This is a genomic window from Streptomyces sp. NPDC005485 (assembly GCF_040606085.1).
In the GTDB taxonomy this organism is placed as follows: domain Bacteria; phylum Actinomycetota; class Actinomycetes; order Streptomycetales; family Streptomycetaceae; genus Streptomyces.
This window is the reverse complement of record NZ_JBEXDZ010000208.1, coordinates 1-14,872: the sequence shown is the minus strand read 5'-3', so window position 1 is coordinate 14,872 and position 14,872 is coordinate 1. Positions and strand designations below refer to the sequence as shown.

At 70.0% G+C, this 14,872-nt stretch carries 12 protein-coding genes and 1 pseudogene; 10 read left to right on the top strand and 3 right to left on the bottom strand.

Annotation, left to right across the window (positions count from 1 at the left end; genetic code table 11):
- The 3 genes from ABZS97_RS39880 to ABZS97_RS39870 form a co-directional block, all read left to right on the top strand.
- On the top strand, positions 1–605 hold a 605-nt coding region (locus tag ABZS97_RS39880), incomplete at its 5' end, for an A24 family peptidase (RefSeq protein WP_356147055.1).
- Positions 606–719: 114 nt separating this feature from the next.
- Positions 720–1,919, top strand: coding sequence for a cyclic dehypoxanthinyl futalosine synthase (mqnC, locus tag ABZS97_RS39875; RefSeq protein ID WP_356147058.1), 1,200 nt, complete (start codon positions 720–722; stop codon positions 1,917–1,919).
- Positions 1,920–1,926: 7 nt separating this feature from the next.
- Complete coding sequence (locus ABZS97_RS39870; RefSeq protein WP_356147052.1) at positions 1,927–2,580, top strand: hypothetical protein; 654 nt, start codon at positions 1,927–1,929, stop codon at positions 2,578–2,580.
- A 40-nt stretch (positions 2,581–2,620) separates the two neighbouring features.
- On the opposite strand, the gene ABZS97_RS39865 is transcribed toward ABZS97_RS39870, so the two are convergent.
- Positions 2,621–3,670, bottom strand: a complete 1,050-nt coding sequence (locus ABZS97_RS39865) for a chitinase (RefSeq protein WP_356147049.1) — start codon at positions 3,668–3,670, stop codon at positions 2,621–2,623.
- A 316-nt stretch (positions 3,671–3,986) separates the two neighbouring features.
- On the opposite strand from ABZS97_RS39865, the gene ABZS97_RS39860 reads away from it, so the two are divergent.
- The 6 genes and pseudogenes from ABZS97_RS39860 (at position 3,987) to ABZS97_RS39835 (ending at position 12,223) form a co-directional block, all read left to right on the top strand.
- Entirely contained in the window at positions 3,987–4,412 is a 426-nt protein-coding gene (locus ABZS97_RS39860) for a hypothetical protein (RefSeq protein ID WP_356147045.1), read from the top strand.
- A gap of 19 nt (positions 4,413–4,431) precedes the next feature.
- Positions 4,432–6,711: a bifunctional polysaccharide deacetylase/glycosyltransferase family 2 protein gene (locus ABZS97_RS39855; protein ID WP_356147042.1), complete on the top strand. Its 2,280-nt coding sequence runs from the start codon at positions 4,432–4,434 to the stop codon at positions 6,709–6,711.
- Positions 6,711–8,144, top strand: a complete 1,434-nt coding sequence (locus tag ABZS97_RS39850; protein ID WP_356147040.1) for an acyltransferase — start codon at positions 6,711–6,713, stop codon at positions 8,142–8,144. The genes ABZS97_RS39855 and ABZS97_RS39850 overlap by 1 nt, the downstream gene beginning before the upstream one ends.
- Before the next feature lie 84 nt (positions 8,145–8,228).
- Positions 8,229–8,924, top strand: coding sequence for a demethylmenaquinone methyltransferase (locus tag ABZS97_RS39845; RefSeq protein ID WP_356147036.1), 696 nt, complete (start codon positions 8,229–8,231; stop codon positions 8,922–8,924).
- A gap of 296 nt (positions 8,925–9,220) precedes the next feature.
- Positions 9,221–9,289 (top strand): annotated as a pseudogene (locus ABZS97_RS39840) (zinc-ribbon domain-containing protein); the annotation flags it as partial.
- Positions 9,290–9,649: 360 nt separating this feature from the next.
- On the top strand, positions 9,650–12,223 hold the full coding sequence (locus ABZS97_RS39835; protein ID WP_356147061.1) for a hypothetical protein: 2,574 nt from the start codon (positions 9,650–9,652) through the stop codon (positions 12,221–12,223).
- Positions 12,224–12,241: 18 nt separating this feature from the next.
- Here the strand turns inward: ABZS97_RS39835 and ABZS97_RS39830 are convergent, their stop codons facing one another.
- On the bottom strand, positions 12,242–12,577 hold the full coding sequence (locus ABZS97_RS39830) for a PASTA domain-containing protein (protein ID WP_356147031.1): 336 nt from the start codon (positions 12,575–12,577) through the stop codon (positions 12,242–12,244).
- Positions 12,578–12,836: 259 nt separating this feature from the next.
- A complete protein-coding gene (locus ABZS97_RS39825; RefSeq protein WP_356147028.1) occupies positions 12,837–13,343 on the bottom strand; it encodes a GNAT family N-acetyltransferase in 507 nt (168 codons plus the stop codon).
- A gap of 98 nt (positions 13,344–13,441) precedes the next feature.
- Between ABZS97_RS39825 and ABZS97_RS39820 the strand changes: the two genes are divergently transcribed.
- Positions 13,442–14,737 (top strand): geranylgeranyl reductase family protein, encoded by a 1,296-nt coding sequence (locus tag ABZS97_RS39820; protein ID WP_356147025.1) that lies wholly within the window; start codon positions 13,442–13,444, stop codon positions 14,735–14,737.
- Positions 14,738–14,872 lie beyond the last annotated feature (135 nt).

The window sequence follows — 14,872 nt, the reverse complement described above, 5'->3', positions numbered from 1 at the left end:
CCGGGCCCGCCGTCATCGGCTGGCTGACCCACCTCACCGCACTGAACCACACCTTCCTGCTGCTGACCCTGCTCTGCGCAACTACCGCCACAGCCACCGCCCTCCTGTGCGCCGGTCTCGCCCTCGCCACCGGCACCCGGCCCGAGCTGGGCGTCTGGCTGCTGCTCGCACCCCTCGGCGTACTCCTCGCCGTCGTGGACTTCCGGGTGCAGCGACTGCCCGACGTGCTGACGCTCCCGCTGGCCGGGGCGGCACTCGCGCTCCTCGGCGTCGTGACGTTCATACCCGAACACGCGGGCGACTGGCCGGCAGCGCTCTACGGTGCGCTCGCGCTCGGCGCCGCGTACTTCGTGCTCTTCCTCATCAACCCCAACGGCATGGGCTTCGGAGACGTGAAGCTCGCGCTGGGGCTCGGGGCGGTGCTGGGCTGGTACGGGTGGAGCGTGCTGTTCCTGGGGACCTTCGCGGGGTTCCTGCTCGGGGGGCTGTACGGGATGGGGCTCGTCGTCGTGCGGCGTGCGGGGCGCAAGACGTCGATGCCGTTCGGGCCGTTCCTGGTCGCGGGGGCGTACGTGGGGCTCCTGATCGGGGCGTATGCGGCCTGACGTCGGGTTCCTGACCGGGTCGTGCACGGCCTGACGTCGGGCGGTGGGAGTGGCTGGCGTAGGCTGGCCGGGTCCGTCCACACCCTCGCGAAAATGACGAAAGGGACGCTCCCGGTGACCGAGAAGGCCGACCTTCAGTCCGTCCTCGACCGTGCCGCCGCGGGTGGGCGGATCACCCCGGAAGAGGCGCTCGACCTCTACCGCGACGCCCCGCTGCACGCGCTGGGCGCCGCCGCCGACGCCGTACGCCGCCGCAGGTACGCCGGTACCGAGCACATCGCGACGTACATCATCGAGCGCAACATCAACTACACCAACGTGTGCGTCACGGCGTGCAAGTTCTGCGCCTTCTACGCGGCCCCCAAGGACACCGCCAAGGGCTGGACGCGCGACCTCGACGACATCCTGCGCCGCTGCGCGGAGACCGTCGAGCTCGGCGGCACGCAGATCATGTTCCAGGGCGGGCACCACCCGGACTACGGCGTCGAGTACTACGAGAAGCACTTCGCCGCGATCAAGGCCGCGTACCCGCAGCTGGTCATCCACTCCCTCGGCGCGTCCGAGGTCGAGCACATGGCCCGCATCTCCAAGGTGAGTGCCGAGGAGGCGATCCAGCGGATCCACGCCGCCGGGCTCGACTCCTTCGCCGGCGCCGGCGCCGAGCTTCTCCCCGAGCGGCCGCGCAAGGCGATCGCTCCCCTCAAGGAGTCCGGCGAGCGCTGGCTGGAGATCATGGAGGCCGCCCACAACCTGGGCGTGGAGTCCACCTCCACCATGCTCATGGGCACCGGCGAGACCAACGCCGAGCGCATCGAGCACCTGCGGATGATCCGCGACGTACAAGACCGGACCGGCGGCTTCCGCGCCTTCATCCCGTACACGTACCAGCCCGAGAACAACCACCTCAAGGGCCGTACGCAGGCCACGCTCTTCGAGTACCTGCGGATGATCGCCATCGCCCGGCTGTTCATGGACAACATCAACCACATCCAGGGCTCGTGGCTGACGACGGGCAAGGAGGTCGGGCAGCTGTCCTTGCACTACGGCGCCGACGACCTCGGGTCGATCATGCTGGAGGAGAATGTCGTCTCCTCCGCCGGAGCCAAGCACCGCTCCAACCGCATGGAGATCATCGACCTGATCCGCAAGGCGGGCCGCGTGCCGGCCCAGCGGACGACGACGTACGAGCACATCGTCGTGCACGACGACCCGGCGAACGACCCGGTCGACGAGCGGGTCATGTCGCACATCTCGTCCACCGCGATCGAGGGTGGCACCGCCCACCCCGAGCTGAAGCTGCTCGCCTCCAACTAGCGTCGCCATGCTGACGATTCACGCCGCCGATCTCGTGATCACCGGGGACCGGCGGCCTCCCGTGCCCGGTGGCGCCCTGCTCGTCGACGGGCGGGAGCTCGCGGCTCTGGGACCGTACGAGGAGCTGGTCGCCGCGCATCCGACGGCCCGGATCCGGCGGTGGCCGGGGCTGCTGACACCGGGGCTGTGCAATCCGTACGGGCCCGAACTGCTGGAGCAGGTCTACCATCCGGACCCTCGCGAGGCCGATGAGCTGGGCCTTGAGCCCGTCACCGGTGACGCCTTCGCCGCGCTCGCGACGGCCTTCCCGATGACGGACGCCCGGTGGGGTGCGAGCGCGCGGCGCGGTGTGCAGCGGATGCTGGCGCACGGCACGGTCGCCGTCGCCGGGGCGCTGCGGCGGCGTGCCGTCTCGGACGCGGTGCTGCGGGTGGGGCTCAGCCAGGAGGAGCGGTTCGAGCGGCCCGCGGGTCCGCCGTCGCTCGACCCGCTGGCCGGGCGCACCCTGGCGGAGGCGGCCCTGTCGCCGCTCCCGTCGAAGGGCATGGACGCGACGTTCGCCGTGTTCGACGTGCCGGACGAGGAGGCGCTCGTGCGGCGCGGGGCGGCGACGTGCGTGGCTACGGTTCTTGGCGGGCGTCTGGTGTACCGCCGCCGGTGATTGGCCCATCGGCCGTCGGCCATCGGCGCCACCGTCGCCGTCAGCCCGAGAAGGCTTCCGCGAACGCTCCCGAACTCTGCTTCACCCCGCTGCAGTTGGTCGCCGCGTCGTCGGAGGCGGAGTCGTCGTCCTCGCACTGCTGGTCGCGGAAGGAGGACCACATCGACACCCAGGCGACCTTCTTCTCCTCCGCGAACGTGCGGACCTGGGCGGCATCGGCGAGCGTGAACGTCTCGCCCGCGACGTCGTTCACGCCGATCATCGAGGTGAGGGCCATGCCCTGCCAGGCGCTCGCGTCGGAGAGCCCGAAGACCTTCTTCAGTTGGGTGTGGGCGGCCTTGGCCGAGGTCAGGGCGTAGGTGCCCATGTCTCCGTCGTACGACTCGCCGTAGTTCATCGTCATGATGTTGACGGTGGAGACCTGCACGGAGTGGTCGTTGGCGGACTCCAGGAGCGCGAGGCTCTCGGAGTCGAGGCCGGACGGCATGACCGGCAGCGTGAAGGTGACCTTCAGGTCGCTTCGCTCCTTCTGCAGCAGCGCGATCGCCTCCGAACGCAGCGCGACCGAGGCCGAGTCGGCCAGTTCGTCGCCCTCGATGTCGAAGTCCGCCTGAGTCGAGCCGGCCGCGTCCAGTGCCTTGCCGTAGGCCGCGGCGAGCGCGGAGGCACTGTCGCACGTCGAGGCGAGCTCCTTGCCGGACGCCCCGCCGAAGGAGACACGCACGCTCGCGCCGGACTTCTTGAGCGCCGAAATCCGGGACTTGGTGGCCGAGTCGGCGAGGGCGGTCGTCCCGTTCCACTTCGGTGTGCAGGCACTGCCGTCGGCGATCACGAAGGCCAGGTTGTACGTCGTAGGCGTTCCGGAGGCGTCGTTGTCGGAGGCGGTCGTGGCACTCACGTAGGGGGCGTACGAGGTGGTGGACGACTCCGTGGGGGAGACGGACGCGGCGGCCGAGGCCGCCGCGCCGCCGGTCTTCGAGGGCTGCGCGGGGGCCGCGTCCGTGGCGCCGTCACCGCCCGAGGAGCACCCCGCACAGGCCAGTGCCACCAGGCAGACGAGCCCGGCGGCCGGCTTCAGGAAACTCCTCATTGCGCATGCACCCGCTCTCGTGATTTCCGTCCCGGAATGTCTCAGGACAGAAACAGAATGTGTCGACGAAATAGAAATGTGTCACACCCGGCTGGGAATCCTGAATACAGGAATGACACAGCAGCCCCATGGAAAATGGTGCATGAATCGGATGAGTTGGACATCAAAATAGGGCATAAGGTCTAGGTGTGCCCCCTCTGAACTGCGCAGACGTTCTGCGAATCTCTCAGGAAGGAGACAGGTTGAGGGGGGCTCTCATGGTTCTCTCACAAGGGATCAAGGCCTTGGCACATAAAGGCCTCCTAATGTCCGGGGAATGCAATCCGAGTCCGCCGTCGAAAACCGCGCTCCTGTGCGCGGACGTGGCCGCAAGCGCGGCAGCGGGTCCGAAGAGGGACCCGTCTTCGTTGACAACTCCGGGCGCAGAGCCCGACTGGTGCGCCGGTTCGCCACCCTCCTGTGCGTCCTCTCCCTCGGGTACGTGGCCGTGCTCGGCCTCGCCTTCATGGGCTGGGGCACCTCGCTGAGCGACTCGATCACGCCCTTCGGCGGCGGCCGGGCCGGCTCGGCGCCCGGAGGCTACGGGCAGCAGGGCGGCCGGGACGGGGTCGCCCCGACCGGCGCGCCGACCGGCGCCCCCACCGGCACACCGCCCACGAAGCCCACCGGCACTCCGCCCTCGGGCACAGCCACCGGCTCCGCCCCGACCCCCGCCGCGTCAGCCTCCACCGGCGCCAACTGACCGGAACGCACCCACACTTATGACTACGACGACGCCCTCGCGCGGCCGCCGGCGCGCCCCCACCCGCATCGAGCGGGCGGCGGGCAAGGCCGCGGCGCTGCAGAAACCCCGTGTGATCCTCGCCCTGCTGCTTCTGCTGGGCCTGACCAGTGTGATGCTCCTGGACGGCTATCTGCGCGGCGAGGTCTTCAGCGACCAGCGTGTGCGCGACGGCGCCGCCTACGACGACGTACCGCAGAAGATCCTGGAAGCCGGACCGATCTTCACGTCCAGCAACGGGACCGTGGACGCCAAGTCCGTACCGGACAAGACGATCGTGCTGACCTTCGACGACGGTCCGAACCCCGAGTACACCGAGAAGGTCCTCAAGATCCTCCAGGACAACGACGTGCCCGGCACGTTCTTCGTCGTGGGCTCGATGGTCTCGCGCTACCCGGACGCCGTGAAGGACATGGTGGCGCAGGGCAACGAGGTCGGCATCCACACCTTCTCGCACGTCGACCTCTCGTATCAGAGCACCTCGCGCCTCGAACGCGAGCTGAACCAGACGCAGTTGGCCCTCGCGGGCGCGGCGGGCATCACGACGACGCTGTTCCGCGCGCCGTACTCGGCGGAGACCGACGCCATCGACAACTACAGCTGGCCGGTCTACAAGAAGATCGCCAAGCTGGGCTACACCAGCGTCTTCATCGACACCGACAGCGACGACTGGAAGCAGCCGGGCGTCGCGAGCATCATCAAGACGGCCACGCCGAAGAAGAACAAGGGCGCGTCGGTCCTCTTCCACGACGCGGGCGGCGACCGGGACCAGACCCTGCTGGCGCTGCCGAAGTACATCAAGAAGATGAAGGCGAAGGGGTACACCTTCACGACCGTGAGCGGTGCGCTGGCCAAGCAGCGGTCGGCGAACGCGGGCGCGCAGGCCGGGCAGCGGCAGGCCGCCGGGACTCCCGGTACCGGTGCCGCGCCCGGTTCCCGTGCCTCCGCCGGTTCGGCCGCCGTCGAGCAGGCCGCCCACCGCAAGGCCACCGGCACCACCCTCTACGAGGGCAGGGCACTCATCTACGCGGTCGCCTTCGCCGAGTGGAGCATGCCGGGGCTCGCGACCGGACTCGCTGTCGTGGGCGTCGCGGTCATGGGCCGGTTCGGGATGATGCTCATCCTCGCCCGCCGCCACTTCCGGCAGCGCAACAAGCGCCGGTTCAGCTGGGGGCCCGAGGTCACCCGCCCCGTCAGCGTGATCGTGCCGGCCTACAACGAGAAGGAGTGCATCGAGAACACGATCAACTCCCTTACTCAGTCCACTCATCCGATCGAGATCATCGTCGTCGACGACGGCTCGACGGACGGTACGGCGGCCCTTGTCGAGGCGATGGGCGTACCCAATGTCCGTGTCATCCGCCAGGAAAATGCCGGCAAGCCCGCCGCCCTCAACAACGGTGTGCGCAACGCCAGTTACGACATCGTCGTGATGATGGACGGCGACACCGTCTTCGAGCCGGACACCGTACGGCAGTTGGTGCAGCCGTTCGCGAACGAGGATGTCGGCGCTGTCGCGGGCAATGCCAAGGTCGGCAACCGCGACACGGTCATCGGCGCCTGGCAGCACATCGAGTACGTGATGGGCTTCAACCTCGACCGCCGCATGTACGACCTGCTGCGCTGCATGCCCACCATTCCGGGCGCGATCGGCGCGTTCCGCCGCGACGCGGTACTGGAGGTCGGCGGCATGAGCGAGGACACGCTCGCCGAGGACACCGACATCACCATCGCCATGCACCGCAAGGGCTGGCGCGTGGTCTACCAGGAGCACGCCCGGGCCTGGACCGAGGCGCCCGGCTCGCTCAAGCAGCTGTGGTCGCAGCGCTACCGCTGGTCGTACGGCACCATGCAGGCGCTGTGGAAGCACCGCAAGTCCCTTACGGACAAGGGTCCTTCGGGCCGGTTCGGCCGGGTGGGCATGCCGCTCGTGGTCATCTTCCAGATCGTCACGCCGGTCTTCGCCCCGCTCATCGACGTGTTCACCGTCTACTCGATGATCTTCGTGGACTTCTGGGCCTCCCTCCTCGCCTGGCTGGCCGTGCTCGCGGTCCAACTCCTCTGCGCCGCCTACGCGTTCCGGCTCGACCGCGAGAAGTACCGCTATCTCCTGATGATGCCGCTCCAGCAACTGGCCTACCGCCAGATGATGTACCTCGTCCTCATCCACTCCTCCATCACCGCCCTCACCGGCGGCCGCCTCCGCTGGCAGAAGCTGAAGCGCACGGGCGAGGTCGGCACCCCGGCGGGGGTGAGCTGATGAGCTGGGGGTCGGAGCAGCAGGGGCACGGGTACGGATACGGCCACGGCGGCGGCTATGACGGGTCCGGGCAACCGCCGTACCAGCAGCCGTACCAACCGCCGTACCAGCAGCAGCCGTATCAACAGCCGTATCAACCGCCCTACGAGCAGCAGTACGCGGATTACTACGGGCAGGGGAGCGGGCAGGGCAACGGACCGGGGAACGGGCAGGGTTATGCCCAGGAGACGGCTCCGCTGCCGGTGGTCGAGCCGGTGGTCGAGCCGGTGGTCGAGCCGGTGGTCGAGCCGGTGGTCCAACCGGTGGTCGAGCCTGAGGAGCCCGCGGTCGAGGCAGGCACCGACCCCGCGGGCCCCGAGGGCACGACGAAGAACCCGCCGCCGAAGCCGAAGCCGAAGTCCGGCGGACGGGACCGCTACTTCGACGCCCTGCGAGCCATCGCCCTCGTCCGCGTGGTGGCGTACCACACCTTCGGCTGGCCCTGGGCCGGCATGGTCTTCCCGTCCATGGGCGTGATGTTCGCGCTCGCCGGCACGCTGATGGCGAAGTCCCTGGAGCGGCCCGCGCTCAAGGTGGTCAGGAGCCGGATGCGCCGGCTGCTGCCCCCGTTCTGGGTGTGGGGGTTCTTCGTCGTGGTCGCGATGATGATCCACGACTGGATGCCGGGCTGGCAGATCGTCTACTGGATCGTGCCGCTCGGCGACCCGCCCGGCAACGACTGGGGCATGCAGGCCTGGGAGATCCTCTGGTACCTGCGGACGTACCTGTGGTTCGTGCTGCTCTCGCCGGTGCTCCTGTGGGTGTTCCGCAAGGCGCCGATCCCGGTGCTGCTCGGCTCCCTCGCGCCGGTCCTGGTCCTGCAGTTCCTTTGGGAGGCGCCGGACAACCGCTTCGGCAGCGCGCTGACGGACCTCGCCACCTTCCTGTTCTGCTGGGTGGTCGGCTTCGCGCACCGGGAGCGCGTGCTGCAGCGGCTGAAGCCGTTCGCGGTGGTCGCGCTGTCGCTCGCCGCGCTGGCGTACGGCGCCTGGTACGCCTTCTCCCACCAGGCGGAGACCGGCAGCTACGACCTGGACGACATCCCGGTCGCGCAGACCTTCTACTCGGCCGGCTTCGTGACACTGCTGATGTACTTCAAGGCGTACTACGACGTCGACTTCGCGTGGCTGGCCCGCTTCAGACGGACCGACCGGATCGTGACGATCTTCAACGCGCGCGCGGTCACGATCTACCTCTGGCACGAGATCGCCCTCGTGCTGGCCGTCCCGCTGATCGACCAGTTCTGGAACGTGCCCGCGTTCGAGAAGTACCTGCCGCTGGAGAGCCAGTGGTTCATGTTCGGGATCGGCTGGGTGCTGATCTGGGTCGCGATCCCGCTCTTCGGCTGGGTCGAGGACGTGGCCGGGAAGAAGAAGCCGAAGCTGCTGCCGTGAGGCAGAGGCCGCTGTGTGGATGAAGACCGGCATACGGGCCGGGTGCTGGAGAGTCGCCCGGTCCGTACTGCCACAATAGGGACCGTGACCCGCGCATCCCTGGACAAGCAGCCGCACGAAGTCGCCTCGATGTTCGACGACGTGGCGGAACGGTACGACCTGACGAACGACGTGCTGTCGCTCGGCCAGGACCGGGTGTGGCGCAAGGAGGTCGCGAAGGCGGTCGACGCCCGGCCCGCGCAGAAGATCCTGGACCTGGCCGCGGGGACAGCCACCTCCTCGCTGCCCTTCGCGCGCACGGGTGCGTACGTCGTCCCCTGCGACTTCTCGCTCGGCATGCTCCGCGTCGGCAAGAAGAACTACCCCTGGCTGCCGCTGACCGCGGGCGACGCGACGAAGCTGCCCTTCAAGGACGACACCTTCGACGCCGTCACGATCTCCTTCGGGCTGCGCAACGTCCAGGACACCGACGCCGCGCTCAGCGAGCTGTACCGGGTGACCAAGCCCGGCGGCCGCGTGGTGATCTGCGAGTTCTCGCACCCCACCTGGGCGCCGTTCCGGACCGTCTACACCGAGTACCTGATGCGCGCGCTGCCCCCGGTCGCCCGCGCCGTCTCCTCCAACCCCGACGCGTACGTCTACCTCGCCGAGTCCATCCGCGACTGGCCGAACCAGCCCGCGCTGGCCGGGCTCCTGCAGAAGGCGGGCTGGTCGAAGGTGGCATGGCGGAACCTCACGGGCGGCATCGTGGCGCTGCACCGGGGCTTCAAGCCCGCCTAGGGGGTGTTTTGAAAGTCCTGCACAGCACCCACGGCGCCCGGCACGCACCCTCGCCGCACCGGCCGAAGACCCAAGTACGTCCAGTACGAGGGCCATCGTCCGGCACGCCGAGGGCACGCACCGAACACCGCGGGCACCGCACAGGACCTTCAAGACACCCCCTGGCCCCGACGTAGGTCGTACGGAGTCGATTCACTCGTACGAAGGACACGTTGACGGGAACCGGTCAATGGGAAACTCCGTCCGTTGAATACGTCCGATCACGGCACGAGTTCTCTGGACGACGGAGCGTTTCCATGGCGTCGCACTGCCCGCACTGCGGGGTTCCCGGTCCCGACGAGGCCCGCTTCTGCATGCACTGCGGACGCGAGCGGCAGGCACCGGCGGATGCCCGGACGGATGCCCGGACGGATGCCCGGACGGATGCCCGGACGGATGTACCGGCGGTGGGTGCATCCGCGGATGTCTCGGCCGATGCGCCGGCCGATGTGCCGGCCGATGTGCCGGCCGATGTGCCGGCCGATGTGCCGGGCACTGCGCCGAGCGATGCCCCGGGCGCCGCGTCGGCGGATGTGCCGTCCGAGACACCGGCGGTCGCTGCCGCGGGTAGCCCACCGGTGCCGGGTACGCCGCCCGTACCCGGCGCGGCGCCGACTCCTGGCGCGCCGCCGGCACCGGGTACGCCGCCGCCTCCCGGCGCGCCGCCGGCACCGGGTACGCAGCCCTTGGGGCCGCCGCCACCGGTGTACGCCCCCGGCCCCACCCGGCAGTCGCCCTTCGGCGCCTTCCTCGGCCGTACGTTCCGCGGTGACTGGGCGGGAGCCGTGCAGGCGGCGCTCTGGCCTGTCGGCCTGCTGCTGATCGCCTCCGTGGCGCTGGGGATTCCCTCCTACGGGCAGTCCTCCGACGGGGGAGAGGCGATCATCGGGTTCGGCGACCGGACGCGGGTCGCCCTCGCCGTGCTGCTGCAGGCGCTCGGCGGCGGCTTCGAGGTGAAGTCGGCGCCCGCGTCGGTGTTCGGCGGGGGCGGCGGAGACGGCGGCCTGGCGGGGGACTTCGAGGGAGGCGGCTCGCTGTCCCTCGTCCCGCTCACCGTCACCGCACTGTGGATCGCGGCGCTCTTCATCGGCGCACGGATGCTGCGGACCCGGATGTTGCGGCTGGAGGCGCTGCGGGCAGCGGCACTGGGCGCGGGGATGCCGGGCACTACGGGGGTGCCGGTTGCGGGGATGCCCTTTGCGGCGGCGCCGGTCGCTGGGATGCCGCGTACGCAGTTCGCGCAGCCCGGCCCGTACGGCGGTGGCCCGCAGAGCACGACCGCCGGGCTCGAGGCCGCCGCCCGGGTCGCGCTTCTGGTGACCGCGGGCGTCCTGGGCCTCGGGCTGGTCGCGCGGCCGACGCTCCTGGGAGTCGTACAGGTCTCGTCGTCGCCGCTGCTCGCCGGGCTGGGAGCCCTTCTGCTCGGGTTCGCGGTCGCGGCCGGCGTACTGCACGGTGACGACCTGGCACGCTGGTCGGCGGCCCGGCCGGGCACGCGGGCCCTGCTGCGCGCGACCGGCACCGCCCTGCGCGCGCTGTCTGTCGTCCTCCTCCTATGCTCCGTCGTCGCGTTCATCTGCCTCACACAGATCGACGGCCTCGACGACCTGTGGGACACCGACAGCATCTCGCCGCTGGCCGCCGCGCTGCTCGTGCTGCCCAACCTCGCGGTCACGGCCCTCGGCCTGTCCTGGGGCACGCCCATCGTGGGGGAGGCGCGCGGCACGTCGTCGTACAGCTACGGCGGCGGATACGACCACGAGTCGTTCGGCCTCTCCGAACTCGCCGACGTCACCAACTCCTGGGCGATCGTCGGCGCACTGGCCCTCGGCCTCGTCTGCGCCCTGACTGTTGGCGTCATGGCTGCGCGCCGCTCCGCCGACCGCCGCGAACAACTGCTGGCCGCGGGCGTCTTCTACGGCCTCTTCCTGCTGCTCGCAGGTTTCGGCGGCCTCGGCTGGGAGCTGTCCGGCAGCAGCTCGGACGACAGCGGGTACGGCTCCGGCTACTCCTCGGGCGGGTCCCGCAGCGGCAGCGTCTCGATCGGCCTCGACTTCCCCTACGCCCTGCTCTTCGGTCTGCTCTGGATCTTCATCGCCGCGTTCGTCGCACCGTATTTGCTGCGGATTGCGGGCTTGGGGGCGGGCTCGATGGGCTCGGGGATGGGCCCAGAGATGGGCGCGGGGATGGGCGCGGGGATGGGCTCGGGGATGGCTTCCGTGCCGGGCCTGGGCGCGCCGGTGCCGTCGGAGACCTCGATGCCTTCCGCGACCGCGATGCCTTCGGTGACTCCGCTCCCCCCGGCGACTCCGGCGACTCCGGTGACCCCGCCGCCCGCTCCGCCGCTGCCAGGCAGTCCCACGCCGGGGCCTGTACCGCCGCAGGCATTCGCCTCACCGCTCCCGACCCCCGTCTCCGTCCCGGTCCCACCCCCTGCTCCTTTCCCGGGCCCGGTCGCGGCCCCGACCCCGATGCCGTACGACTTCCACACCGTGCACCTCGGGCAGCGGCCGCCCGTCACCCCCAAGCCGCGCAGTCGCTCGCTCGTCTGGGTGGTGACCCTTGCCGTGGCATTCGTCGTGGGTGGCGGGGCGGCGGCGGGCGTACTGGTCTGGCAGGACCAGCGCTCCGACGGATCCTCGAACAAACCGGCGGCCGATTCGACGCCGACGGGCGCCGCGACCCCGTCGGCCTCTTCGCCCGCTTCCCCGTCCCCGACCTCGCCGGAGTCGCAGACGACCGAGGCCACGGGTACCCCCTCGCTGGAGGCGACGGGGAACGCGACGGACGACGCCACGACGTCATCCGTGGAACTGCCCGACGGCTACCACCAGTTGGGCGACCCCATGGGCTTCTCCTTCGCCGTCCCGGACGGCTGGACACGCGTGGGCGTCAAGAACGGCACCCAGGTCACCTACGCCGGCTCGGCCGGCCTGGAGCACCTCCAGGTCGGCGTCATCGCGAACGCGGGCTACACCTCGTACGACAACTTCGTGACCCTGGAGAAGACCGCCAAGAAGAAGGACACCGACTACCGGCGGATCAAGCTGGAGAAGAACACCTTCCAGGGGCGCGCCGGAGCGATCTGGGAGTACACGTACACCGACGAGTCGGGAGCCACCGTCCACGCGAAGGACCAGGGGTACGTCGCCGCGAACGGCACCGAGTACGCGATCATGATCGTCGGACACGACGACGCCTGGCAGAGCGGTCTCGTGGAGACGTTCCGCGTCGCCCTCGACTCCTGGAAACTCACTTAGGCCGAGGGCGCGGGCGGCTCACCTGAGGATCTCGAACGGGTCGCCCGGCTCGTCGAGTTCGCGGCGCATCCCGCCCGACGGGGGACCGGGCCGGCGCGGCTCGCGCACCCCCGCGCCGCCGCCCTCACCGTCTCCGAGTTCGAACCACACCGTGATCACGGCGCCACGCGGCACCTCGGCGCCGGGCGGAGGATATTGGCGTACGACGTAGTCGATGACCGCGAGGTGGAAGTCGGGGCGGTCGGGCGCGGCGAGCAGCACGCCCTGCGCCTCGGCCGTCTCGCGCGCGTCCACGGCCATCAGGCCGACCAGTCGCGGGACGCGCACCTCGGGTGTCTTGGGTGTTATGCGCACGGACGTCACCCCCAGCGGTACCGGAAGGGTAAGCCCCGCCGGTCCCGTTCCGGAAGCGTCGGCCGGGACCGTCAGCGCACGAGCCGAATCGGAGCACCGGCCGTAGTGGAAAACCGGCCGTAGTGGAGAACCGGCCGGAGTCGCAGAACCGGCCGGAGTCGCAGAACCGGCCGGAGTCCTAGAACCGGCCTGTGCCAGAGTTCCGCCAGGGCTAGACCTCCGCTGTGTCAGACCTCCGCCGGGTCAGACCTCCGCCGGTTCAGAGCGCCAGCCGGTAGCGGTGACCCTCCTCCTGCGATCTCGGGGTCGTGAACCTCTCGGCGAGCTCCATGCCGAGGCGTCTGGTCACCGCGATGGAGCGTTCGTTGCGTGCGTTGACCATGGCGACCACGTCGGTGACGCCCGCCGCGCGCACCCGTTCCAGCGTCATGTGCGCGGCCGCGGTGACATAACCCCGCCCCCAGTACGCCCGGCCGAGCCGCCAGCCGATCTCGATCTGCCCCGCCGGGCCCCAGGCGTGCGGCCAGGGCTGCGCGCCCGTGAAGCCGATGACCTCGCCCGAGTCGTCGAGCATCGTCCACAGGCAGAAACCGTGCTCCGCGTCATGCCGGCGCTGTCGGGCGGTCAGCTCCTCGTACACGGACAGTTCGGCCGCCTTGCCGCCGTGGAACTCCATGACATCCGGGTCGGCGAAGATCCGGTGCCAGGCAAAGGCGTCCTCGTCGGTGGGGACGCGGAGCCGTACGTCGGGGAGAGCTCGGTTCACGGGGCAACCCTTCAGCCGGGTGATCAGTACCGCTGCATAGACTGCCCATGTCCAGTGCCCGTCAGCACGCAGATTTCTAACCTTGGGGAGATCCCGCCGTGACCGAGCCCCAGCCCCTCTCCGAAAACACCGCCGACGTGATCGTCGTCGGGGCCGGGCCAGCCGGTTCCACCACCGCCTACTACCTGGCGAAGGCGGGTCTGGACGTCCTGCTCCTGGAGAAGACCGCCTTCCCGCGCGAGAAGGTCTGCGGCGACGGCCTCACGCCCCGCGCGACCAAGCAGCTCGTCTCGATGGGCATCGACATCTCGGAGGAGGCCGGCTGGCTCCGGAACAAGGGCCTCCGCATCATCGGCGGTGGCGTCCGGCTCCAGCTGGACTGGCCGGAACTCGCCTCCTTCCCCGACTACGGACTCGTCCGCAAGCGCGACGACTTCGACGAGCAGCTGGCCCGGCAGGCGCAGAAGGCGGGCGCCCGGCTGTACGAGCGCTGCAACGTCGGCGCCCCGATCATCGACGACCGCACCGGCCGGATCACCGGTGTGCACGCGAAGCTCGGCGACACCGGTGAGAAGCGCGAGGTCACCTTCCACGCGCCCCTGGTTGTCGCGGCCGACGGCAACTCCACCCGCCTCTCCCTGGCGATGGGCCTGCACCGCCGCGAGGACCGCCCGATGGGCGTCGCGGTCCGCACCTATTTCGAAAGCCCCCGCCACGAGGACGACTACCTGGAGTCCTGGCTGGAGCTGTGGGACCGCCGCGGAGCCGAGGACCGCCTCCTGCCGGGCTACGGCTGGATCTTCGGCATGGGCGACGGCACGTCGAACGTCGGCCTGGGCGTCCTGAACACCTCCGCCTCCTTCAAGGAGCTCGACTGGCGTGAGGTCCTGAAGGCCTGGTGCGCCTCGATGCCGGAGGACTGGGGATACACCCCGGAGAACATGACGGGCCCGATCCGCGGCGCCGCCCTCCCGATGGCCTTCAACCGCCAGCCCCACTACACGAAGGGGCTGCTGCTGGTCGGCGACGCGGGCGGCCTGGTGAACCCCTTCAACGGCGAGGGCATCGCGTACGCCATGGAGTCCGGCCAGATCGCGGCCGACGTCATCGTCCAGGCCCACGCCCGCGCCACCCCGGCCCAGCGCGAGATCGCCCTCCAGCGCTACCCGCGGGTCCTCAAGGACACCTACGGCGGTTACTACACCCTCGGCCGCGCCTTCGTGAAGCTCATCGGCAACCCGAAGGTCATGAAGATCGCCGCCCAGCGCGGCCTCACGCACCCGATGCTCATGAAGTTCACGCTCAAAATGCTCGCCAACCTCACGGACCCCACCGGCGGCGACGCCATGGACCGCATCATCAACGGCCTCTCCAAGGTGGCCCCGAAGGCCTAGCGGCCCGAAGACGAGGCCGGGTACGCCGATGGTCGCCTCCCCTCGGGGAGGGGCCCCGCCGGGGGATGAACCCGGGGGATATGACCCCCCCCGCCCCCCCCGCGGGGGTGGCCCGAAAAAACAGGAATTAAAACC

Bases quoted from the DNA above. Each gene is read 5' to 3' on its own strand.
- ABZS97_RS39870 (WP_356147052.1), top strand. From the start codon at position 1,927: ATGCTGACGATTCACGCCGCCGATCTCGTGATCACCGGGGACCGGCGG.
- ABZS97_RS39865 (WP_356147049.1), bottom strand. From the start codon at position 3,670: ATGAGGAGTTTCCTGAAGCCGGCCGCCGGGCTCGTCTGCCTGGTGGCA.
- ABZS97_RS39860 (WP_356147045.1), top strand. From the start codon at position 3,987: ATGCAATCCGAGTCCGCCGTCGAAAACCGCGCTCCTGTGCGCGGACGT.
- ABZS97_RS39855 (WP_356147042.1), top strand. From the start codon at position 4,432: ATGACTACGACGACGCCCTCGCGCGGCCGCCGGCGCGCCCCCACCCGC.
- ABZS97_RS39850 (WP_356147040.1), top strand. From the start codon at position 6,711: ATGAGCTGGGGGTCGGAGCAGCAGGGGCACGGGTACGGATACGGCCAC.